Below are 23085 nucleotides of genomic sequence, written 5' to 3'. Positions count from 1 at the left end.
CCTTCTGCCCCTTGTGAAGGATGGATGCCATGTTACAGAACAACATCAAACAGCTTCGTACCCAGCTATCTATCACCCAACGCGAGCTGGCGTTTATGGTCGGCACCAGCCAGCAGCAAATTCAGCGTATTGAAACCGGGAACGTTGCTGCAAAGCTGAGCCTCGCGCAGGCAATATGCAATGCCTTGGATAAACCTCTAAACGTAGTGTTCCCAGAAAGCGATCGGTTGATAAACGACTTCCGCAAGAAGCGTCGTAAAACCGATGAAGATCTTGAAGCGATAGCCACAAGCGGCATTGAAATGGACAGTGGTCTCTGGACCGTAAAACTTTGGCTACAGGGACATCAGGACTATTTGCTGCTGCCCATTTCAGCGGCGGATAAGCGGAGGTTTTATTATTATTTTCAGGAGAAAACCGCCCCAAACACAGAGCGCTTCTTCGTTTTTGATTCTTCCGAGTATCGTTATGCGTTAAATATGCGTGAAGTGGTATTTCACCAGTTTTTGTCTGATGGTCTGCGGCCAATCGTTGACGAAGAGGATGATGCCTGCGAAGACGATTATTTTAATGTCCATATTACCCTGGTGAACGGAGGAGGTGAGATTCCACTGTGCGTTGAGACTGATACGCCGCAAAACGAAGAGACGTGTGAAATCGGTCAGTTGAACGCGTTTTTTGAAATGCTGGATTGTGAACCTGAAACAACGGATCGTTACATGCTGACCGATGAGGATGGTGAAGACGCTTTTGTCCGTATTGGTTCTATCGCGATGGTGAGAGTTGCGCTTGACGTGCTGGAACCAGTCGAAGACGATGATGAGTGATTGGTTTAATAACTTTGGCTGGCGTTAATCGTCCGGGTTCGATACCGAAAATCAATGAATTTATGTGTTGGTATCTGCGTTGGTATATTGTCAGTGATAATATTTAAATTATTTATAAATTATGAGGTTAAGTGTAATGTACGAGTCCGGCCTTCGCACTCACCCTCTAAACACCTCCTTCCTGTGCCACTCTACAAACCCTTCTTTTGGATAATTCTCGCGCATCATAGGCAGCGCTATCGATTTACCGTCGAAATCCCAGAACAGTCTGCCCACCATGCCGCTGCCATTCACTGCGGGTGACACCTGAACTCGCATACTCTCATCCAGCCCAATCGAACCTTTATCAAAGGCTTTATGGTGGATTGCACACAGCGCCAGTCCGTTTGAAATCTCGCACGGGCCACCATGCTGTTTCCATTTGATATGGGCCGCTTCAAGCGCAACTGAAGTGCTGTCGTGGCGCATATTGAAGCCACAAATGGCGCATTCATAGTTATAAGCACGCAGAACCTGCTGGCGGAACAACGGGTCCCGCTGTTTGCGGATTTGGAGGATATCAAACCCCAGTTCATCCGCGATTTCTTCTTGAATGCTTTCGGTGAAGTGCGCTTCGAGGATTTGCTGGGCCAGGGCGTTGATGAGGTTCTTGTTCTTTTTCAGCAGGGCAAAATGTTGTTCATCAAAGCCTCCGGCAACGTTATGCGTCACCAGTTCTCCGGCAGGGGGCTGTTTACTGCTGCCGGATGTTGAGCACTGCTCGGCGTTTTGTAGCTCCCAGAACCCATCGCCCTGTAAGCGCCAGAAGGGCATATCCGGGCGGTACTGCGCGCGCTGTGGTCCAAATCGTTCCAGCAGGCTATGCAACGGGTCGCGAACCTCCGAACCGTAGTCAAACAGGCGACCGTGACCCTGCTGATAACCCGCCAGCACATGAAGCAGCAGCAAAGGTTTGTGCGGCGCACGCTGCTCGCCTTTACGCCAGATGGTGATGTCGGCAATTGCCTGCTGCAGGGTTTTACTGGAACTCATTGATTTCATTATCAGGTAAATAATTGCGATGATGCTCGCAAAATATCACCTGATCAAGCAAAGACGGGTTGATGCGCTATCGACGTCACTTATTGGTATCAATTTGATAAAGCACTATCCGTGGCATGTTGTCTGACATCAACGACATCACTTTTATGTTTTCTGAAAAACACATACGCCACGGCAGTTACCGTTCCCCCACCAGGGTACGCAGGAGTACGATAAGCATGCAAATTATTGCATATCGAAGGATCTCTAGTGGACACAGTAGAGGAACTCAACGGAACATACTTTTATAAAGGGGTCTGTAACATTTCTGCAGGTGAGCTATTTTTCTGGATTTTTCTCGACAAAATTGATGAACAATTTGGGGGAATTAAAGATGTGGTAACAATGTCATGTATCATTCTTGGGCTACCATTGTTGAAAACACGGGGTAAGCCATATGGGGCAACACAAGGCACATCAATTGCCTCCAAATATTCTCGTGAGTTTCTTAACGTAACATTGTCCGTCAGGCTTCCTACCATCACCAATGCCAGTATCAAATATTTAAAACCAATGATGACTAACAATCTGGGGGCATTCGTTGGACGAACAATTCCTGTGATTGGTTGGGCATTACTCGCAAGTGATGTCGCCCAAATTGTCTATAAAACGGTGAATACCTACAACACCATTGCCAGAGAGGAAGATCGCGTATGGTGACGGATAACGAGGTATTAGAATTTTTTCGGGGAGAGTTATCTCTCGCGGTAACGTTTACTTTCAAGCCTATCCCGATTGAACTTGATACGCCGCTGCAAGGTTACGCTGAATGGGATGAATTACCGTATGCCATTGATGATTTTGGAGAGAAATATAACGTTGATGTTTCTGTGATTGATTTCGATGCCTATTACCCGTGGGAAAGAGAATCGGTCTATAGAAAATGGTTTACCAACGAACCCATCAAACAAGTGTCAAAACCGCTTACTGTGCGTATGTTCGCAGAATCAGCCAGAGCAGGCCGCTGGTTATATGATTGATTACAAGGAGTGTTGAAAATGGCTGTACCCGTTCATTTATTTTTAAAAGACGATGGTGGCGCGATGATTCGTGGAGGCTCGGATGTCCAGGGACGTGAAGGCAGTATTGAGTTACGTGGTTTAACACATAACCTTAGCATTCCAACAGATGGTGCTACCGGGAAGCTAACCGGCACACGCCAACATGGCCCATTTCTTTTTGACAAAGAGATCGATTCCTCCAGCCCATACCTTTACAAAGCAGTTGCGACAGGTCAGACACTTCAAAGTGCGGAACTTAAGTTCTATCACATAAACGACGCAGGCCAGGAAGTGGAATATTTTAATACCCTGCTTGAAGGTGTAAAAGTTGTATCAGTGACACCAATCGTGCATGACACACGTACGGTAACGGGAACCGGACATTTGGAAAGCGTACAGCTGCGCTATGAAAAAATCACCTGGTGTATTGTAGATGGCAATATTCAATATACCGACGCCTGGAACGAACGCACCACGGCATAAAGCAAAAGTGGCGTAATACCCCAAAAAAGGCGCCCTTCGGCGCCTTAATTACTATCACACTCTCACCCCTTCGACCCTTTCCCCGAAATCACCCCGATAAACTCCAGCACCTGCTTTTGCTTACGCGCGGAGAGCTTTTCCACGGCGCGCAGGGATTTCATCAGTTCTGACTCTTCGGGTTCGGGCGCGCGGGCGGTTAACACAATGCAGCCTTGCATGACGCGCACATCGACGCGGGTGCCGGTGTCGAATCCGGCGGCTTTAAGCCACTGGCCCTTCATCACGATGGACGGAAACTGGACATACTTCACCGGCAAACGGCTGTAATCAGGATAACCGCTCGCATAACCCACCTTCAGGCAACGGTTATCTGCGACGTACACTTCTGGATCAAATGAAACTGCAATACAATGCGTATCAGTCATGATGGCTATTCTCGTGAAATAGTTACTGTGATTAGCGATGCGGAGGTGTTGGCGCACCTTCGCATCGCGCTAATAAAACCCCTGTAAATTACCCCAGTAATTGGCGGGAAGTCCAGATGTAAATAACATGAAATAAGCGCGATTAGCACGCTTTCGGAATAAATAGAAATCCTCTCTATCCCAATAAACATAGTATTATTCACCGTATAAATTCATTCCTGTCCCATCCTCCTGATACCTGCCATTTCCAGAAAATAACGCCCATGTGTATCAGGCCAAAAATGAGATCTAACTCACTGAAGCAAATAGCAAACTCTGAAACAACGCCGTTTTGTACACTTTGCTTTACACTTTTAGTGATGTGAATCACAAATATAAACCTGTGAAGTGATCCGACTCTCACAAAATGGGGTGTACTCATTCAGCAATACAGTATGAGCACAGCCTGGAAAGTTAAGTTTTCAGTATTTCCCCTCTCCACGGGGGCACCATCGCAAATGGCAAATCAACACGCAAAAAAAACTTGTTGAATATGAACGGGTAAAAAAATGACGTGTGATTTGCATCACCTACATTTACAGCTTTTTAAATTATTGCCAGTGATTAATGTTGACCAGGCTATTTCCATAATCAATTAAATCTTGCATAGTGCCTCCACATTATTTCTCCCCCTGACTCAGGAGGCGAATAGTTATATTTCATCAGACTTTATTGATGAACCAGGTATGCTTTACTTCACATTAATACGTACATGACCACTGTTACTGGAGAAACAAAATGAATTATCCGGCAGAACCCTTCCGTATTAAAAGCGTTGAAACTGTATCTATGATCCCGCGTGATGAACGCCTTAAGAAAATGCAGGAAGCGGGATACAATACTTTCCTGTTAAATTCGAAAGATATTTATATTGACCTGCTGACAGACAGTGGCACTAACGCAATGAGCGACAAGCAGTGGGCCGGCATGATGATGGGTGATGAAGCCTACGCGGGCAGCGAAAACTTCTATCATCTGGAAAGAACCGTGCAGGAACTGTTCGGCTTTAAACATATTGTTCCTACTCACCAGGGGCGCGGCGCAGAAAACCTGTTATCGCAGCTGGCAATTAAACCGGGGCAATATGTTGCCGGGAATATGTATTTCACTACCACCCGTTATCACCAGGAAAAAAATGGTGCGGTGTTTGTCGATATCGTTCGTGACGAAGCGCACGATGCCGGTCTGAATATTGCTTTTAAAGGTGATATCGATCTTAAAAAATTACAAAAACTGATTGATGAAAAAGGCGCCGAGAATATTGCCTATATTTGCCTGGCAGTCACGGTTAACCTCGCAGGCGGGCAGCCGGTTTCCATGGCTAACATGCGCGCGGTGCGTGAACTGACTGCAGCACATGGCATTAAAGTGTTCTACGACGCTACCCGCTGCGTAGAAAACGCCTACTTTATCAAAGAGCAAGAGCAGGGCTTTGAGAACAAGAGCATCGCAGAGATCGTGCATGAGATGTTCAGCTACGCCGACGGTTGTACCATGAGTGGTAAAAAAGATTGTCTGGTGAATATCGGCGGCTTCCTGTGCATGAACGATGACGAAATGTTCTCTTCTGCCAAAGAGTTAGTCGTTGTTTACGAAGGTATGCCATCTTACGGCGGCCTGGCCGGACGCGACATGGAAGCCATGGCGATTGGTCTGCGCGAAGCCATGCAGTATGAGTACATCGAGCACCGCGTGAAGCAGGTTCGCTATCTGGGCGACAAGCTGAAAGCCGCAGGTGTACCGATTGTTGAACCGGTGGGCGGTCACGCGGTATTCCTTGATGCGCGTCGCTTCTGCGAGCATCTGACGCAGGACGAGTTCCCGGCGCAAAGCCTGGCTGCCAGTATCTATGTGGAAACCGGCGTACGTAGTATGGAGCGCGGAATTATCTCTGCGGGCCGTAATAACGTGACCGGTGAACACCACAGGCCGAAACTGGAAACCGTGCGTCTGACTATTCCACGCCGCGTTTATACTTACGCGCATATGGATGTGGTGGCTGACGGTATTATTAAACTTTACCAGCACAAAGAAGATATTCGCGGGCTGAAGTTTATTTACGAGCCGAAGCAGCTCCGTTTCTTTACTGCACGCTTTGACTATATCTAAATAATAATTATGGCCCCATCTCAGGATGGGGCTTTTTTGTATTTCTTTTCCATGAACAGGAAGCCTTTGCGGTGCCCGTTACCGTGACATAACTACAAAAGTAAACCCTGACTCCGACATTTTTATTATCCGCATGATGTACAAATGACAGCTGTAATTATAACGAATAGTCTACAGGAACATTTATCATGGATATTAATGCCATTGAGCGACAGAGTAGTACCCCCGGACTGATTAGCGGAACCATGTTGGTTATCGCGACCGTAGTGGGTGGAGGGATGTTTTCCCTGCCGATTGCGATGGCTGGCGTATGGTTCCCCGGTGCGTCAGTTATTCTTCTGTTTATCGCCATCATGATGTTATTAACCGGTCTGATGCTGGTCGAAGTTAACCTGCATTATGGCGCTGGTGCCAGTTTTAATACTTTTACTCAGGATTTATTAGGCCGAAAGTGGAATATTGTGGTCGGTATCGCTTTCGGCTTTGTGCTGTATATTCTGACCTATGCCTATATCTCTGGTTCGTCGGCGGTGATGGCGCAAACCGTGTTCAAATACAGCGGCGTGCGCTTTCCGGCGAATATCTCGGTGGTGATCGTCAGTATGCTGGTCGGGGCGATTGCCTGGTACAGCTCCTTGTTGGTTGGACGTATTACTACCGTGTTGATTATCGGTAAGTTTATCGCGTTCTTTGCCACCTTCTCTGGCCTGGTGGGTCATATCGAAGTGGCGAAACTTGTCGACAGCGTGGCGGTGGCGCTGCCCAATTCGCAGTACCTGCCGTATATCCTGATGACGTTGCCGTTCTGCATTATCTCGTTTGGTTTTCACGGTAACGTGCCGAGCCTGGTGAAGCTGTATGGCACGAGCGGGATCTCGAATATTACGCGTTCGATTATCATCGGCACGCTGTTTGCCCTGCTGCTGTATATCTTCTGGCTGGGCGTCACGATGGGCAACATCAGCCGTTCCTCATTCCCACCGATTATCGCCAAAGGCGGCAATATCGATGTGTTTGTCGAGGCCATCAGCGGGCTGTTCACCAGCCGTTATATGGATCTGATCCTGACCTTCTTCGGCAACTTTGCGGTAGCCAGTTCCCTGCTGGCGGCGACGCTTGGCCTGTTCGATTACATCGCCGACCTGTTTCACTTCCCGGATGACGGCATGGGTCGCCTGAAAACCGCGCTGGTGACCTACTTCCCGCCAGCCGCCGTGTGCTTCTTCTTCCCGAACGGGTTTGTCCACGCCATTGGTTACGCCGGTCTGGCCTTTACCATCTGGAGCGTGATCCTGCCGCCGTTCCTGGTGAAAGCGGCGCGGAAACGTTTTCCGACCGCCAGCTATACCGCGCCGTGTAATAACACCGTGCTCAATCTGGTCATTGTCTGTGGGGCGGTTGTCTATCTGACGGTTGTTCTGGACGTATTTGGTCTGCTGCCAACGTTTCGCTAGACGGAGTCAAAATGAAAAACGTGTTGTCTGTTCAGTCGTCAGTCGTTTATGGCTATGCCGGAAATAAAGCCGCCGTGTTGCCGATGCAGCTCTCGGGGATCGATGTCTGGCCGTTTTACACCGTACAGTTTTCCAACCACACCCAGTACGGGATGTGGCAGGGCATGGCGATGCCGCACGGCGAGCTGAGCGCCATCATCAGCGGGCTGGATGATCTGCAAAAACTGGCGCAATGCGATGCCGTGCTGTCCGGGTATCTCGGGGACAAACGCCATTGCGAAGAGGTGAAGCTCGCGGTCACCACCATTCGCCAGCGTAATCCGCAGGCGCTCTATTTTTGCGATCCGGTGATGGGCGACCCGCAAAAAGGCTGCATCGTCGCGCAGGGCGTGGAGTCCTTTTTTGTCGATGACGCCATTCAACTGGCTGATGTGATGGGGCCGAATCTCTATGAGCTGGGCGTGCTGACGGGCAGACAACTACGTAGTTTTGACGAGGTGGTGGAAGCGGCGCAGCAGCTGGTGGCGTGGGGCGTGAAGAAGGTGCTGGTGAAACATCTCGGCGACTGCTCGCGCGACAAACAGGCGTTTGAAATGCTGCTGGTGACGGCTGAACAGACGTTACACATCGCCCGGCCGCTGTATACCTTTGCCAAAATGCCGGTGGGCGTTGGGGATCTGATTTGCAGCGTGATGCTGGCTTCACTGCTCAACGGTTATGAGGACAAGCAGGCGCTGGAGCGGACCACCAGTGTCGTCGACGCGGTGATGCGGCTGACGAAAGAGCACGACTCGTATGAACTGCGGCTGATAGACGCGCGTCACCAGATAATGGAGCCGCAAATTCGCTATCTGGCAACGGTGCTGTAGCGCCGCAAGGAGGCTCTATGTTTCTGACACTGCTACGATTTCAGCATCCGCTGATCTACCGTTTTGCATGGCTTCGTCTGTGGGTCAGGGTGTTAAGAGCGTGCGGGCTGCGTAAGTGAAAGGGGAGAACATTTTTCTCTGCTGCCGGATGCGGCGCTTGCGCCTTATCCGGCCTACAAATGAGCGTGAAACGTAGGCCCGATAAGCGAAGCGCCATCAGGCATTAGCGCCAGGCATTACACGCGGAAGTAGCGTGGTGGGATCAACGCGGAAAAGGCGTCGAACTTCTTCACCATCTTTTTCCAGAACAACATAACAACAATCCTCGATTTGAAACATCGGCGCTATTTTAGTCAGCGCCGACAAATCGTAAAGCCAGTCGCTTCGTTTCGATCCTGAAGCGGTGTAAACCTTTTTGGTCACCAGGTCGTCAAATACGGTTGCCGTGAATTTGACGGGGTTGACAATGGATTACGCCATAAACCAGTAATAAAAGAGACCGACTTTCAGGCCGAGGATCACAATATAGGCGCAGCAGTATTTCATGGTGCCAGACATTATCTGGTTGGCCTGTCCGTCCATTTTGGTGGCTGAAACCGCAATGGCGATACTCTGCGGCGAAATCATTTTCCCCCCCGTTGCGCCAGAAGTATTCGCCGCCGCGAGCCAGTTGGGATCGATATGTAGTTTACTGGCGGCAATGGTTTGCAGTTTGCCGAACAAAATATTCGAGTTGGTATCGCTGCCGGTAACAAACGTGCCCAGCGCGCCAATCACTGGGGCGAGGAAGACGTAGGAACTGCCGGTCAGATCGACAATCGACTGGGCCAGCGTGGAGATAATCCCGCTGAGATCCATCACCGTGGCCAGCGCGACAATCGCCATAATCGCCACAATGGAATTTTTAAGCTGGAAAATGGTTTTGATAAACACTTCCAGCATCCCGCGTGCGGACGCTCCCTGAATAAAACCGCCGATAAGGGTCGCAAAGATGATCAGCATCCCCGGCGTGGTCACCCATTCAACTTTCAGCGCCAGCGTGTTGCCGTCGGCGAGCGTGAAATGCAGCACCGAGGCCAGTTGGGACGCCGCGCCTTTGATCGTCGGGAACAGCGGTGAGCACAGCAGGATAAAAACAAAAATAAACAGATAGATAGAGCCTACGCGGAACAACACTTTTGCCGAGCGCGGCGTGGTTTCGCGGGTATGGCTGACCTCAATGCGCCACTCGGGATCGGTTTTCCCTTTGCGCAGGCGACTGACCATCGCCACGGCAAACAGGCTGACCAGGCTACCGGCAAAGGCGGGCAATTCCGCGCCAAGATGAATGGCGACAAAATATTGCGGAACCAGCGTGGTGATGCCGCAAATCAGCGTGATCAGAAATACGCCACGAATGGCTTTCAGGCCGCCGCCAATAATGCAGACAATGACAAACGGCAGCAAGATATTAAACAGCGCGAGCTGCAGAATAATGGTTCCGCCTAAGGTATACACCGGCAGGTTAACCTGTTCCGCCAGAATAGAAACCGGGATCCCGACCGCGCCGAACGCGGTGGGAACGGTATTCGCCACGAGGGAAGCGATCGCCGCCTTCAGCGGGTTGAATCCCAGCGCAATAAGAATGCCGATCGGAATGGCAACCGCCGTGCCATAACCTGCCGCGGCTTCAAGGAATCCGCCGAAGCACCATGAAATCAGTAGCACCTGAATACGCTTATCTTCGCTAATGCTGGCGAGAATATCGCGCAGAATATCCAGCGCCTTGGTCGCCTGCATGACGTTATAACTGAAGATGGCGCCGAGGATCACAATCACAATCGGCCATAACCCCTTCAGGGCGCCATAGCCTATCGCGGCTTTCAGATTCTGTACGGGCATTTCCCAGAATATGGCCGACAGCGCGGCAGTGAATACCAAAGAGATCAACACGGAATAATGGATGGGCATTTTCAATTTCAATATTAAAAATACCATCAGTAGTAAAGGAGAGAGTGCCAGGGCAAACATAAAATATTCGTTCATTGCTATTCCTGATTGGTTCATTAAACCTGATTTATATTTATGCTGGGGAGGCTACATTGCTGGGTTAATAAAGTATGTAAACTGAATCGCTTCAGTGAATAAAGTAATTATGATTTGTAGTTTTGTAACTATTGTAATCTTTTAATTAAAATCCAATGCCAGGTAAATATACTTAAGAGTAAGCTGAATACCTATAAATAGTTATATGATAACCTTTTTAATAATGCTGGTGATGAGAATAGTAAGCACCTGAAACTGTTTTTAAGGTGTTCATAACTCTGTGGTTTTAAATATAAAAATGTGAGCGAGACCGAAAGAAATAAACCTGGTTGTTGCATATGGGGGTTGATTAGGGGATTATTTAGTTTTGTCATACAAATGAAAATACAGACATATGCGACTGTCCTGACTTAAGAAGCGGAGAGTCGGCATCAAAGGAAAACGACCCGAGCATCACCATGAACCCAGGCATTAGTAAAAACAGCAAACAGAAAACTGGGCGTGAAATACGGCTGAACCTTTGCTTGATATCGCGATATCAAGCGCAATAAACAGAAATGAAGCAATGGAGTAGTTATTGTGAATGTAAATTTCTTTGTTACCTGCATTGGTGACGCACTGAAATCACGGATGGCACGAGACTCCGTATTGCTGCTGGAAAAACTGGGTTGTCGCGTTAATTTCCCCGAGAAGCAAGGGTGTTGCGGTCAGCCAGCCATTAACAGCGGTTACATCAAAGAGGCGATCCCCGGGATGAAAAACCTGATCGCCGCCCTGGAAGATAACGACGATCCGATTATCTCGCCAGCAGGCTCCTGTACCTACGCGGTAAAAAGCTATCCGACGTATCTGGTCGATGAACCGGAATGGGCGCTGCGTGCCGAAAAGGTTGCCGCGCGTATGCAGGATCTCACCTCCTTTATCGTTAACAAGCTGGGCGTGGTGGACGTCGGCGCCAGCCTGCAGGGCCGCGCTGTCTATCATCCCTCTTGTAGCCTGACTCGGAAGCTGGGGGTGAAGGAAGAGCCGCTCACGCTGCTGAAAAACGTGCGCGGGCTGGAGCTGCTGACGTTTGCCGATCAGGACACTTGCTGCGGCTTTGGCGGGACGTTCTCGGTCAAAATGGCCGAGATATCCGGCGAGATGGTGAAAGAGAAAGTCTTACATTTGATGGATGCGCAGCCGGAATATTTGATTGGCGCAGACGTCAGTTGCCTGCTGAACATTGGCGGTCGACTGCAACGGGAAGGCCAGCCGGTCAAAGTGATGCATATTGCTGAAGTGCTGATGAGCCGCTGAGGGGAAAGAGATGTCGATAAAAACCAGCGATGTAGAATTTAAACTGCGCATTCGTCAGCAGATAGAAGATCCGATCATGCGCAAAGCCGTGGCCAATGCGCAGGAGCGTATTGGCGCAAATCGACAAAAAATGGTCGATGAGTTAGGCCACTGGGAAGACTGGCGCGATCGTGCCAGCCAGATCCGCGATCACGTGCTGAGCAACCTCGACGCTTACCTGTATCAACTCTCCGAGAAAGTGACGCAAAACGGCGGCCACGTCTATTTCGCCAAAACCAAAGAAGAGGCCACCGCTTACATTCTGCAGGTCGCGCGCAGCAAAAACGCGAAGAAGGTGGTGAAGTCCAAGTCGATGGTGACCGAGGAGATCGGCGTCAACCATGTCCTGCAGGATGCGGGAATCCAGGTGATCGAAACCGATCTCGGGGAATACATCCTGCAATTGGATCAGGATCCGCCTTCGCACGTCGTGGTGCCGGCTATTCATAAAGATCGCTATCAGATCCGCCGGGTGCTGAACGAGCGTCTGGGGTATGACGGCCCGGAAACCCCGGAAGCCATGACCTTGTTCATTCGCCAGAAGATCCGCGAGGATTTCCTGAGTGCCGAAATCGGTATTACCGGCTGTAACTTTGCCGTGGCGGAAACCGGTTCAGTATGCCTGGTGACCAACGAAGGCAACGCGCGCATGTGCACCACGCTGCCGAAAACGCACATTGCGGTGATGGGCATGGAGCGTATCGCGCCGACCTTTGCCGATGTGGATGTGCTGATCACCATGCTGGCGCGCAGCGCCGTGGGCGCTCGTCTGACGGGCTATAACACCTGGCTGACCGGCCCGCGTGAGGCGGATAACGTGGACGGACCGGAAGAGTTCCATCTGGTGATTGTCGATAACGGTCGCTCGCAGGTGCTGGGCTCTGAGTTTCGCGATGTGCTGCGCTGCATCCGCTGCGGAGCCTGTATGAACACCTGCCCGGCGTATCGCCACATCGGCGGACACGGCTATGGCTCGATCTATCCCGGCCCTATTGGAGCGGTGATTTCTCCACTGCTCGGCGGCTATAAAGATTTTAAAGACCTGCCGTACGCCTGTTCCTTATGTACGGCCTGCGACAGCGTCTGCCCGGTGCGTATTCCGCTGTCAAAACTGATCCTGCGTCATCGTCGGGTGATGGCCGAGGAGGGCATTACCCCGAAAGCTGAGCGACGGGCGATCAAAATGTTCGCTTATGCCAATAGCCATCCGGGGCTGTGGAAAGTGGGGATGATGGCGGGCGCGCATGCGGCAAGCTGGTTTATCAATGGCGGGAAAACCCCGCTCAAGGTTGGCGCGATTGGTGACTGGATGGAGGCGCGCGATCTGCCTGATGCTGACGGCGAGAGCTTCCGCAGCTGGTTTAAGAAACATCAGGCGCAGGAGAAAAAGAATGGATAACCGTACCGCGTTTTTAAACACCATCGCCCAGGCGCTGGGTCGCCCGCCGCGTTTCGAACCGCAAGCGGATGCCGCGCCGGTTAACAATTATGCCAACGAGCGCCTGACCGAACTTAGCCCGCAGCAGCGCTGCGATGCGTTTATCCAGTTCGCCAGCGAAGTGATGCTGGCCCGCTGTGAACTGACTCGCGAGGACCAGGCCGCAGAAGCAGCGCTACGCCTGTGTGAAGAATTGGGTCAGCCGGTAGTGCTGAGCGGCGACAGCCGGCTGGTGGCGCTGGGCATCACCGAACGCTTGCAGCAGGAATGCAACGCCGTGGTCTGGGATCCGGCGCGAGGCAGCGAAAATATTACCGAGGCCGAGCAGGCGAAAGTCGGCGTAGTGTATGCCGAGTATGGCCTGACTGAATCCGGCGGCGTGGTGCTGTTTTCCGCGCCGGAGCGCGGGCGTTCTTTGAGCCTGTTGCCGGAGTCCTCGATTTTCGTGCTGCGTAAAAGCACCATCCTGCCGCGCGTGGCGCAACTGGCAGAAAAACTGCATCAGAAAGCGCAGGCCGGTGAGCGTATGCCGTCGTGCATTAACATTATCAGCGGACCCAGCTCGACGGCGGATATTGAGCTTATCAAGGTGGTTGGGGTGCATGGCCCAGTGAAGGCGGTGTATCTGATTATTGAGGATTGTTAAGGCAGGAGAAAGAACCGCTCTGGGCTGTGGGCCAGAGCGGTATCGACGTTATGCAATCATGCTGATGATCAACACGATAATCAGACCAACCACGGAGTTCACCAGCTCCAGCAGACCCCAGGTTTTCAGCGTATCCTTCACCGACAGATCAAAGTAGCCTTTGAACAGCCAGAACGAGGCATCGTTGATATGGGTCAGGGTGTTGGAGCCTGCCGCCGTCGCCAGTACCAGCAACGCCGGATCGACGCCCACCAGTTGACCGGTTGCCGGGTCGAGAATGGCTGCGCTGATAATCCCCGCTGCCGTCATGGCTGAGACCACGCCCTGACCGGTTGCCAGACGAATAAGCACGGTTATCAACCACGCCATGATGTATGGCGAAATATTGCCGTGCGACATCAGCATGCCGATGGTATCGCCGATGCCGGTATCGATAATGGTCTGCTTCAGTACGCCGCCCGCGCCGATGATCAGGATCACCATGGCGATGCTTTTCACCGCGTTTTCAAAGGCGTTCATCACCCACTGCATGTCGTGACCACGCGCGGTACCAAACAGCACGAAGGCGACAATCATGGCGATAAACATCGCAATTGGCGAGGAGCCTAAGAAGTTGACCACTTCCCACGCCTGCGTTCCTTTCACCAGCCAGATGTTGGCGATGGTGGTGGAGATCATGATGATCGCCGGGATCAGCGGAACCAGAATAGAGATGCCGAAAGACGGTAGATTGTTCTGGTCAACCGGTACGTCGGCCTTCATGAATGACGGCGTCGGGCGATCGAGGTTGCCGAGGAACTTCGGCAGGATAAGCCCGGCGCAGATCACGCTCGGAATAGTCACCAGAATACCGTAGATGTAGACCATACCCATGTCAGCGCCGTAGGCGTTAACCAGCGCGACCGGACCAGGCTGCGGCGGGAACAGAGAGTGGGCGGTGGTGGCGGCAGCAACGGCAGGAATCGCCAGCTTGAGGAACGGGATCTTTGCTTCTGCAGCAATGACGATCACCAGCGGCGCCAGCATAATAAACGCCACTTCATAGAACATCGCCAGGCCAAAAATCAGACCAATAATGATCACCGACAGCTGCACATAGCGCAGCCCGAGTCGCGCCAGCAGCGTATGAGCAATCTGATGCGCCGCTCCGGAATCGACCATCAGCTTACCGATGACTGCCCCGAATACCACGATAATCGCCAACTCACCCAGCGTGCTGCCAAAGCCGGATTTCATGGTGTGCAGCAGCGCCATTAAGTCCATACCCGCCAGCATGCCGACCGAGAGCGCCGCCAGCAGCAGGGCGACCATCGAGTTTATTTTGAATCTTAGATTGAGCACCAGCATCAGACCGATGCCGAATACGACCCACAGAATATTGAGAACATGCATATAACGTCTACCTTTATTGGTTGAACTATTATGATTTTGGTTGAGATGTTATCCGTATTGGTTAACCATTGATGCGATGAATGTCACATTGCGTTACATGTTTACATCTTTACTGCGCTTCCTGGCCGCAAAATGGCGATCTAATCAGCAAAAATCGTGATTTGGTTAACCAATTAATTCCTTCAGGTTGACATGTCATACCAAAAGGAGGAATTTATGTGCCATATCGTCGAGTCCATAACGTAAATGAGGAATAAAAGATGGAACAGACATGGCGCTGGTATGGTCCTAACGATCCGGTCACCTTAGCGGATGTACGTCAGGCGGGTGCCACGGGCGTGGTCACCGCCTTGCACCATATCCCGAACGGGGAAGTGTGGACGGTTGATGAGATCCTAAAACGTAAAGCCATTATTGAGCAGGCGGGCCTGGTCTGGTCGGTCGTCGAAAGCGTACCGATCCACGAAGACATTAAAACCCGTTCTGGTAACTATCAGCAGTGGATCGCCAACTACCAGCAAAGCCTGCGTAACCTGGCCCAGTGCGGCATTCGTACCGTGTGCTACAACTTCATGCCGGTTCTCGACTGGACCCGTACCGACCTGGAATACGTCCTGCCGGACGGCTCCAAAGCGCTGCGTTTTGACCAGATTGAATTCGCCGCCTTTGAGCTGCACATCCTCAAACGTTCGGGCGCGGAAGCGGATTACACCGCCGAAGAGATTGCTCAGGCGAATGAACGCTTCGCCACCATGAGCGATGAAGACAAAGCGCGTCTGACCCGCAATATCATCGCCGGTCTGCCAGGCGCGGAAGAGGGCTATACGCTTGACCAGTTCCGCCAGCATCTTGCGCGTTATAAAGATATCGATAAAGCCGCACTGCGTGAGAACTTTGCCGTCTTCCTGAAAGCAATTATTCCTGTGGCGGAAGAAGCCGGCGTGCGGATGGCGGTACACCCGGACGATCCGCCGCGCCCAATCCTCGGCCTGCCGCGCATTGTTTCCACCGTGGAAGATATGCAATGGATGGTCGATACGGTCAACAGCATGGCGAACGGTTTTACCATGTGCACCGGCTCCTACGGCGTCCGGGCGGACAACGATCTGGTCAACATGATCAAACAGTTTGGCCCACGTATTTACTTCACCCACCTGCGCTCCACGCTGCGTGAAGATAACCCGAAAACCTTCCATGAAGCGGCGCATCTTAACGGCGACGTCGATATGTACGAAGTCGTGAAAGCGATCGTTGAGGAAGAGCAGCGCCGTAAAGCCGAGGGTAAAGAGGACCTGATCCCAATGCGTCCGGACCACGGCCATCAGATGCTTGACGATCTGAAAAAGAAAACCAACCCAGGCTACTCCGCGATTGGTCGACTGAAAGGGCTGGCGGAAGTGCGTGGTGTTGAGATGGCTATCCAGCGCGCTTTCTTTAGCCGCTAAAGCGAGTTGCCGGTCACCTGTCTGGCCGGCTTTTTCTTTTCTCTTCCGTTGGTCATTCAACGGGTTCTGGAGTTCACGATGACAACGACAATTGCCAATAGCAACCTGCCGGTTGCTCGCCCTGCATGGGACTGCTCGCGCCTGCAATCCCGCATTGTTCACCTGGGATGCGGCGCATTTCACCGCGCGCACCAGGCGCTGTACACCCATCATCTGCTGGAAACCACCGACAGCGACTGGGGGATCTGTGAAGTTAACCTGATGCCGGGTAACGACCGCGTGCTGATTGAAAACCTGCGCAAACAGCAACTGCTGTATACCGTGGCGGAAAAAGGCGCGGACAACACCGTGCTGAAAGTGATTGGCTCGATGAAAGAAGCGTTGCACCCGGAGCTTGACGGCTGTGATGGTATTTTACAGGCTATGGCGCGCCCGCAGACGGCAATTGTCTCGCTGACGGTCACGGAAAAAGGCTACTGCACCGATGCTGCCAGCGGACAGTTAGATCTCAATAACCCGCTGATTAAACACGATCTGGCGAATCCAGGCGCGCCGAAATCGGCGATTGGTTACATCGTACAGGCGCTGCATCTGCGTCGTGAGCAAGGGCTTGCGGCCTTTACCGTGATGTCTTGCGATAACGTGCGTGAAAATGGTCATGTGGCGAAAGTCGCGGTGCTGGGTTTGGCGCAGGCGCGCGACCCGCAGCTGGCGCAGTGGATTGAGGCTAATGCCACTTTCCCGTGCACCATGGTTGACCGCATTGTTCCGGCGGCGACGCCAGAAACGTTGCAAGAGATTGCCGACCAGTTGGGCGTGTACGATCCGTGTGCTATCGCCTGTGAGCCATTCCGTCAGTGGGTTATCGAAGATAACTTTGTCAACGGTCGCCCTGACTGGGATAACGTTGGTGCGCAGTTCGTTGCCGATGTGGTGCCGTTTGAAATGATGAAACTGCGTATGCTCAACGGCAGCCACTCTTTCCTCGCGTATTTGGGCTATCTCGGCGGTTATGAAACTATCGCTGATACCATGACAAATCCGGCGTACCGCAAAGCGGCGTTCGCGCTGATGATGCAGGAGCAAGCGCCGACGCTGTCGATGCCGGAAGGCACCGATCTTAACGCCTATGCGACGCTGCTCATTGAGCGTTTCAGCAACCCATCACTGCGTCACCGCACCTGGCAGATTGCGATGGACGGCAGCCAGAAATTGCCGCAGCGCCTGCTGGATCCGGTGCGTCTGCATCTGCAAAACGCCAGCGACTGGCGTCACCTGGCGCTGGGCGTGGCGGGCTGGATGCGCTATACCCGTGGCGTGGATGAACAGGGGCAGGCCATTGATGTTGTCGACCCCTTGCTGGCTGAGTTCCAGCGCATTAACCAACAGTTCCAGGGGGCCGAACGCGTGACGGCGCTGCTGGGGCTGAGCGGCATTTTTGGCCATGATCTGGCGGAAAACGCTGATTTTGTTGAGACAATTATCGCGACGTATCAACAGCTGTGTGAACACGGTGCACGCGAGTGCGTTGCGGCGTTAGGCGCTGACGCATAATCCCCGAAGTATGACGGGTCAATCAAAATGCTGATTTGGTTGACCCGTTTTCTGTTTTTGGCTTCCCGCAAATGCTATAGTTCAGGCGAAAAAACGTTTTTTGTAGGCTTGATAAGATGCGTCAGCGTCGCCATCAGCCAATGGCACAGGTGCCAGTTGGCAGCGCATGTGCCTTATCCGGCCTACGGATCTGAATTGACGCATCTGACGGACATAACACGATGAAATCGAACACTTCTCAACAAAGACCCTACCAGGAAGTGGGTGCAATGATCCGCGATCTGATTGTCCAGACGCCGTACCAGCCCGGGGAGCGTTTGCCGCCGGAACGTGAAATTGCTGAGATGCTCAACGTCACTCGCACGGTGGTTCGCGAAGCGTTAATTATGCTGGAAATTAAAGGTCTGGTGGACGTGCGCCGCGGCGCCGGGATCTACGTACTCGACAATGCAGATGCGCAGACCATCGACAGTACGGATGTCAATCATTGCAATGACGCTGGTCCTTTTGAGCTGCTGCAGGCGCGACAGCTGTTGGAAAGCAATATCGCCGAATTCGCCGCGCTGCAGGCTACCCGTGAAGATATCGTTAAAATGCGCCAGGCGTTACAGCTGGAAGAGCGGGAGCTGGCCTCCAGCGAAGCGAACGGTTCTGAAAGCGGCGACATGCAGTTCCATCTCGCCATAGCCGAAGCCACGCATAACAGCATGCTGGTGGAGCTGTTTCGCCAGTCATGGCAGTGGCGTGAGAACAACCCGATGTGGATCCAGCTCCATAGCCACCTTGACGATACCCATTACCGTAAAGAGTGGATGGGTGACCACAAACAGATCCTGGCGGCATTAATCAAAAAGGATGCCCGCGCAGCCAAGCTGGCAATGTGGCAGCATCTGGAAAACGTCAAACAGCGCCTGCTGGAGTTTTCAAATGTTGATGACATCGACTTTGATGGTTATCTGTTTGATTCCTGGCCGCTGGATAAAGTTAACGCCTGATTTTCCTTCCTCTCCCATGCGGGCTGTTGCAGCCCGCGCGACACTTTTCAGCACAAAAGTTTATTGCATAACAACGCTTTTTTCTCGTCATGAACGTCACGTAAAAAAAGGTTTCCATCACCTCAGATGATGATTTTTCCGCCGTCGTTACGCGGTGAAAATTGATTTATATCAATTAAAAACAACTTATTTTTGCATGCGAAAAAATGCATTGTTTACCTTATTTTTACCTTTCCGTGCTTATTTTTAGACAAAACGGGCCTGTGTTAAGTGAGAATCAAACTGATTTCCGCGGTGGTCAGAGCGAGGCTGCCCGGAATAACAGTGCATAAAAACAGGCGCTTCACGGAAATGTAGACATTAATAACGTCACGTAACTTATTGGCTGTAATGATGTTTTGATTTGAGGTCATGTTTATTGTCAATAGTTCTGGCTTTTTTAATCAAATGAATAAAAGTGAACATATGTAAAGTTAAAATTACACATTATTCTATAATCAAGTTATCTTTCATTTGAAATGCTGTTCCAGTTTTTTGTCCGCTATTAACAGTTTCATTACTATTGTCACTGTATTTTGCCGTTGACATGTTTTTACACTGACTGCATATTTCATCGCCATAAGCGTGTTTGCGTTCAGGAGATGATAATGCCCTCTCGAGATTACCCCGATATTAGAAAGGCCAGGGGTACCCGTTCAAAAGATATGGTTCTTTTAAGTGCCCGTGTCGATACCTCTCTGTGGGAATATGTTCGTACGCTGGCATTTGAAACCCGTAAAAGTAAACAAGATATTATTGCCGAAGCAATAATGTTATATCGCTCTGTTAATGAGAGCGTAAACGAAGAATCCAAGTAATTACTCTCTGTTCGGGTTTTATTTAACCCCAAATGATATGTGTCTTGCCACTTTATTATTACCTTCATTGGTGTGTTAGAGGTTTTCCCCTTTTCCATAGGGGGCTTTTTTATGCGGGTATTCTGCCTTCATAACAAAGTTGATAGCAAAATTCACAATTAAAAGTGAGTAATAACATGAAAAAGTCAGCAGTGGCATTAGCTGTAATGGTATTAGGGGTAACCTCCGTTCATGCAGCGGAAATTTATAATAAAGATGGCAACAAACTGGATCTGTACGGCAAAGTAAAAGCGGTCCATTCCTGGACTGGCGGCACCGATGCCGACGGTACATACGCGCGTCTGGGTTTTCGCGGTGAGACACAAATCAACGATCAACTGACCGGTTATGGCCAATTTGAAAGTCAGTTTGATGCCTCTAAAGCAGAAGGTTCTCAGAATGGCGTCAATACACGTCTGGCGTTTGCTGGCCTGGATTATGGCCATGACGTTAGCTTTGACTACGGTCGTAACTACGGTATCGCTTACGACGTGGGAGCTTACACTGACACTCTTTCAGAGTTCGGCGGCGACTCCTTTGAAGATGCTGACCGCTTCCTTACTTCACGTACTTCTGGCGTTGCAACACTCCGCACCAAAAATCTCTTTGGAGCCGTTGATGGTCTGAACATTGGTGCGCAATACCAGGGTAAAGGTGATGCCAACTCGGAAGACCCGACAAAACCTAATTTGACTAAGCAGCACGGTAACGGCTACGGCTTCTCCCTGGGCTATGACAACATTGCGGATTCCGGCGTGTCTGCTATTGCGACCTACACAAATAGTTCAATCACAACAGCCCAAAAGAAAGGCAATAAAGACGCTAAATGGGATGGCGAAAACGCAGAGTTCTGGGGCGCGGGTCTGAAATATGATGCTAATGCCATCTACGTCGCGACTATGTACGGCGAGTCCCACAACCTGATTCAGAAGGCGGATAAAGCTGAGCACTTTGAAGCAATGGCTGCGTATGTGTTTGATTTTGGTCTGCGTCCGAACGTGGGTTACGTTCACGCGCGTGACAACAACAATAATGACCTGACCGAATACGTTGCGTTGGGCACGGATTACTACTTCAACAAAAACATCGTGGCTGATGTGGGTTACAAAATTAACCTGCTCGACGGCAAAGACGACGACAACAAGGTTGTTGCGGGTCTGACCTATCAGTTCTAGGTTTTGTACTGATATGCAAAAGGCGTCTTAGTTAAGACGCCTTTTTTACCTCTGCCGTGTTTAAACTGGCTGACTCTCTTTCACCTGTACACCGCTAAACAGCCATTGCCAGATGCCCACTTTTACCCATGCGACCACGCAGAGAATCAGGTAAAAAAGTGGATTATGCGTAATGGTAACGTACATGACCTCCATTAAATCCACATGCAAATTTCCGGCAATTGCCATATTGATAACAAAAATTGAGGCTACCGCGCTGGCCAGTAAAATAAATACGGCCTGAAGCTGGGTTATCTCTGGTAACCTGCCAGAGGCCCATTGCCATAAAAATGTTGTTGTTAACAGGAATATAAGAAACAATCCTAACGCGCCAAACAGGCCAAAGTCTTTATAATCCTTTAGCGTGCCAATTAAACCCACCAAAATAATTAACCCCAGTAGTATTTTTTTAAACCATGACATGTACTTTTCCCGAAGATAGTGTTAATGCTGAGTTAATATGTCCATTTTTACGCATTTTAAATTGAGTTTATAAATGAACAGCCGGGAATTATAAATTGTCTGGCGGGTAATTGCTGATTATTTGTGGTTTATTAAATGTTGACATTTGATTGCGGACTAATCCTAAGATACCTGTTTATAAGGTTGTCGATTATACCCTTTTGGGGGAGGCGAAACGCTGTTTGTATAATTGTGTGAGGCTGATCAGTGCCGCAATAAACAAGGCGACGGCACCGCATAGCGTGGCATTAACGATCGCTTGAGCGCCGCTTCCCAGCAGGCTGGTTAATAGCGGCCCGAGTATTTGACCAATGCCGTAAGTCAGGGTGACCAGGCCCAGCAGATTAATATTGCGCGGTACGCTAAGTTGACGGGCGAGCGGCATGACCAGCGAAGTGGTCCCCATAAACGTTGCGCCAAAACCCACGCTGCTTATCACCAGCAGCGGCAAGGAGTCGCTGGCGAGCGTCATGACCACGCAAGCGCTTTGGATCAGTAAATTCGCCGTCAGGCATTGCAACACCCCCCTGCGTCGGGCAGCCCACAGCCAGGCGAAACAACCCGGAATAATCGATATGCCGACCAACGACCAGAGATGGGCCGTCAGCAGCGGCGACCCGGCACTTTTCGCCATCAGTGGCAGGTATGTAGCGACAATGATGTAGCCAAATCCGGCTAACCCATACAGTAGCGCCAGCAGCCACCAGGACATAGGCTGATGCTCTGTTTTTACCGGTGCTGCGGCGGGGAGCGCATGGTCGCGAGATGGCAGGAGCATAACGAGTAGCACAAAGAATACAGCGGAAGCTGCCGCTGCCCCCAGCCAGAGCGTGTGCGATGACAGCGCAAAATGCAGACCGCTGATGACATATTCATTGCCCAGCAAAATGCCTGCGCCAACGCCGGAGAACAACGCCGCGATCACGAAGGGATGCCGGGTATGATGCAGGACGATCATCGAACCAAAGATCATCATACCGGCACTGGCGACGCCTGCCAGAAAACGGATCATCATCACCAGCGCGGGCTGCTTAACGCTTGCCATTGCCAGAATCAACCCTGCGGTAGCGAGCGCAGAAGTTAACAACATCGGGCGTAAACGTGAGGGAAGATGGAAGAGCCCGAAGGAGAAGAGCAGGCTTCCCGCCAGATATCCAGCGTAGTTGGCGCTGGCAATCCAGGAGAGCTGGTCAAACGTAAACTGGCCTTCCGACAGCAGTACCGGGAGCATCGGCGTATACAGAAAGCGTCCAATTCCCATGCCCAGCATTAAGACCAGCATGCCAAAGAGCGCGACGCTGATGGCATGACGATTTGAATCGGGGCTTCCCTGGGACATACGGACTCTCATTTCACGCTGTTAGGTTGATAATTGTTATATTACATGTGCAAA

Annotated in this window: 21 protein-coding genes; 15 read left to right on the top strand and 6 right to left on the bottom strand. The window is 51.1% G+C overall.

Translation table 11 applies throughout. The features are described from left to right. The first annotated feature begins 29 nt into the window (after nucleotides 1–29). Entirely contained in the window at nucleotides 30–827 is a 798-nt protein-coding gene (locus HV345_RS20445; RefSeq protein WP_181635999.1) for a helix-turn-helix transcriptional regulator, read from the top strand. 159 nt (nucleotides 828–986) lie between these two features. On the opposite strand, the gene HV345_RS20440 is transcribed toward HV345_RS20445, so the two are convergent. Then, complete coding sequence (locus tag HV345_RS20440; protein ID WP_181635998.1) at nucleotides 987–1859, bottom strand: phosphorothioated DNA-binding restriction endonuclease; 873 nt, start codon at nucleotides 1857–1859, stop codon at nucleotides 987–989. Nucleotides 1860–2117: 258 nt separating this feature from the next. On the opposite strand from HV345_RS20440, the gene HV345_RS20435 reads away from it, so the two are divergent. Genes HV345_RS20435 through HV345_RS20425 form a run of 3 tightly spaced genes read left to right on the top strand, consistent with a single transcriptional unit; the run spans nucleotide 2118 to nucleotide 3391 of the window. After that, nucleotides 2118–2567 (top strand): STM2901 family protein, encoded by a 450-nt coding sequence (locus HV345_RS20435; RefSeq protein ID WP_003830103.1) that lies wholly within the window; start codon nucleotides 2118–2120, stop codon nucleotides 2565–2567. Beyond that, entirely contained in the window at nucleotides 2561–2887 is a 327-nt protein-coding gene (locus tag HV345_RS20430) for a DUF1493 family protein (protein WP_016151544.1), read from the top strand. Before HV345_RS20435 ends, HV345_RS20430 begins: the two co-directional genes overlap by 7 nt. Before the next feature lie 18 nt (nucleotides 2888–2905). Continuing rightward, a complete protein-coding gene (locus HV345_RS20425) occupies nucleotides 2906–3391 on the top strand; it encodes a type VI secretion system tube protein TssD (protein ID WP_016151545.1) in 486 nt (161 codons plus the stop codon). A gap of 62 nt (nucleotides 3392–3453) precedes the next feature. Here HV345_RS20425 and symE read toward each other — a convergent pair whose 3' ends face one another. After that, nucleotides 3454–3816, bottom strand: coding sequence for an endoribonuclease SymE (gene symE, locus HV345_RS20420; protein WP_181635997.1), 363 nt, complete (start codon nucleotides 3814–3816; stop codon nucleotides 3454–3456). Between the two features lie 777 nt (nucleotides 3817–4593). Between symE and HV345_RS20415 the strand changes: the two genes are divergently transcribed. The 3 genes from HV345_RS20415 to pdxY all read left to right on the top strand — a co-directional run bounded on the left by HV345_RS20415 (nucleotide 4594) and on the right by pdxY (nucleotide 8287). Next, a complete protein-coding gene (locus HV345_RS20415; RefSeq protein ID WP_016155590.1) occupies nucleotides 4594–5964 on the top strand; it encodes a tyrosine phenol-lyase in 1371 nt (456 codons plus the stop codon). A gap of 188 nt (nucleotides 5965–6152) precedes the next feature. Further along, entirely contained in the window at nucleotides 6153–7418 is a 1266-nt protein-coding gene (locus tag HV345_RS20410; protein WP_016151548.1) for an aromatic amino acid transporter, read from the top strand. Nucleotides 7419–7429: 11 nt separating this feature from the next. Further along, the gene (pdxY, locus tag HV345_RS20405; protein ID WP_016155591.1) at nucleotides 7430–8287 is read left to right on the top strand and encodes a pyridoxal kinase PdxY; all 858 of its coding nucleotides are present in this window, start codon (nucleotides 7430–7432) and stop codon (nucleotides 8285–8287) included. A 471-nt stretch (nucleotides 8288–8758) separates the two neighbouring features. Here pdxY and HV345_RS20400 read toward each other — a convergent pair whose 3' ends face one another. Then, complete coding sequence (locus HV345_RS20400) at nucleotides 8759–10312, bottom strand: L-lactate permease (protein ID WP_016151550.1); 1554 nt, start codon at nucleotides 10310–10312, stop codon at nucleotides 8759–8761. A gap of 579 nt (nucleotides 10313–10891) precedes the next feature. On the opposite strand from HV345_RS20400, the gene HV345_RS20395 reads away from it, so the two are divergent. The 3 genes from HV345_RS20395 to HV345_RS20385 are packed head-to-tail and all read left to right on the top strand — an operon-like array spanning nucleotide 10892 to nucleotide 13734. Further along, complete coding sequence (locus HV345_RS20395) at nucleotides 10892–11611, top strand: (Fe-S)-binding protein (protein WP_181635996.1); 720 nt, start codon at nucleotides 10892–10894, stop codon at nucleotides 11609–11611. 10 nt (nucleotides 11612–11621) lie between these two features. Further along, nucleotides 11622–13049 carry a LutB/LldF family L-lactate oxidation iron-sulfur protein gene (locus HV345_RS20390; RefSeq protein WP_016151552.1) on the top strand — a complete coding sequence of 476 codons (1428 nt, stop codon included), beginning with the start codon at nucleotides 11622–11624 and terminating at the stop codon, nucleotides 13047–13049. Continuing rightward, nucleotides 13042–13734, top strand: coding sequence for a lactate utilization protein C (locus HV345_RS20385; protein WP_016151553.1), 693 nt, complete (start codon nucleotides 13042–13044; stop codon nucleotides 13732–13734). The genes HV345_RS20390 and HV345_RS20385 overlap by 8 nt, the downstream gene beginning before the upstream one ends. A 48-nt stretch (nucleotides 13735–13782) precedes the next feature. Here HV345_RS20385 and gntP read toward each other — a convergent pair whose 3' ends face one another. Further along, complete coding sequence (gene gntP / locus HV345_RS20380) at nucleotides 13783–15126, bottom strand: gluconate permease GntP (protein ID WP_019078289.1); 1344 nt, start codon at nucleotides 15124–15126, stop codon at nucleotides 13783–13785. A 260-nt stretch (nucleotides 15127–15386) separates the two neighbouring features. Here gntP and uxuA point away from each other — a divergent pair, with 260 nt between their 5' ends. The 5 genes from uxuA to HV345_RS20355 all read left to right on the top strand — a co-directional run bounded on the left by uxuA (nucleotide 15387) and on the right by HV345_RS20355 (nucleotide 21191). Further along, a complete protein-coding gene (uxuA, locus tag HV345_RS20375) occupies nucleotides 15387–16571 on the top strand; it encodes a mannonate dehydratase (RefSeq protein WP_047414556.1) in 1185 nt (394 codons plus the stop codon). A gap of 78 nt (nucleotides 16572–16649) precedes the next feature. Next, entirely contained in the window at nucleotides 16650–18125 is a 1476-nt protein-coding gene (locus HV345_RS20370) for a fructuronate reductase (RefSeq protein WP_181635995.1), read from the top strand. A 221-nt stretch (nucleotides 18126–18346) separates the two neighbouring features. Next, nucleotides 18347–19120 (top strand): Uxu operon transcriptional regulator, encoded by a 774-nt coding sequence (gene uxuR / locus HV345_RS20365; RefSeq protein WP_029139754.1) that lies wholly within the window; start codon nucleotides 18347–18349, stop codon nucleotides 19118–19120. A gap of 647 nt (nucleotides 19121–19767) precedes the next feature. Further along, the gene (locus HV345_RS20360; RefSeq protein WP_016151558.1) at nucleotides 19768–19977 is read left to right on the top strand and encodes a hypothetical protein; all 210 of its coding nucleotides are present in this window, start codon (nucleotides 19768–19770) and stop codon (nucleotides 19975–19977) included. 176 nt (nucleotides 19978–20153) lie between these two features. Beyond that, nucleotides 20154–21191, top strand: a complete 1038-nt coding sequence (locus HV345_RS20355; RefSeq protein ID WP_181635994.1) for a porin — start codon at nucleotides 20154–20156, stop codon at nucleotides 21189–21191. 60 nt (nucleotides 21192–21251) lie between these two features. Here HV345_RS20355 and HV345_RS20350 read toward each other — a convergent pair whose 3' ends face one another. Beyond that, entirely contained in the window at nucleotides 21252–21653 is a 402-nt protein-coding gene (locus tag HV345_RS20350; RefSeq protein ID WP_049269974.1) for a hypothetical protein, read from the bottom strand. Between the two features lie 190 nt (nucleotides 21654–21843). After that, nucleotides 21844–23031 carry an MFS transporter gene (locus tag HV345_RS20345; RefSeq protein ID WP_181635993.1) on the bottom strand — a complete coding sequence of 396 codons (1188 nt, stop codon included), beginning with the start codon at nucleotides 23029–23031 and terminating at the stop codon, nucleotides 21844–21846. Nucleotides 23032–23085: the final 54 nt, after the last annotated feature.

Source organism: Citrobacter sp. RHBSTW-00986 (assembly GCF_013783065.1).
Classification (GTDB): Bacteria; Pseudomonadota; Gammaproteobacteria; order Enterobacterales; family Enterobacteriaceae; genus Citrobacter; species Citrobacter braakii.
Note: the sequence above shows the minus strand (reverse complement) of the source record. Positions and strands in the feature narration are given on the sequence as shown.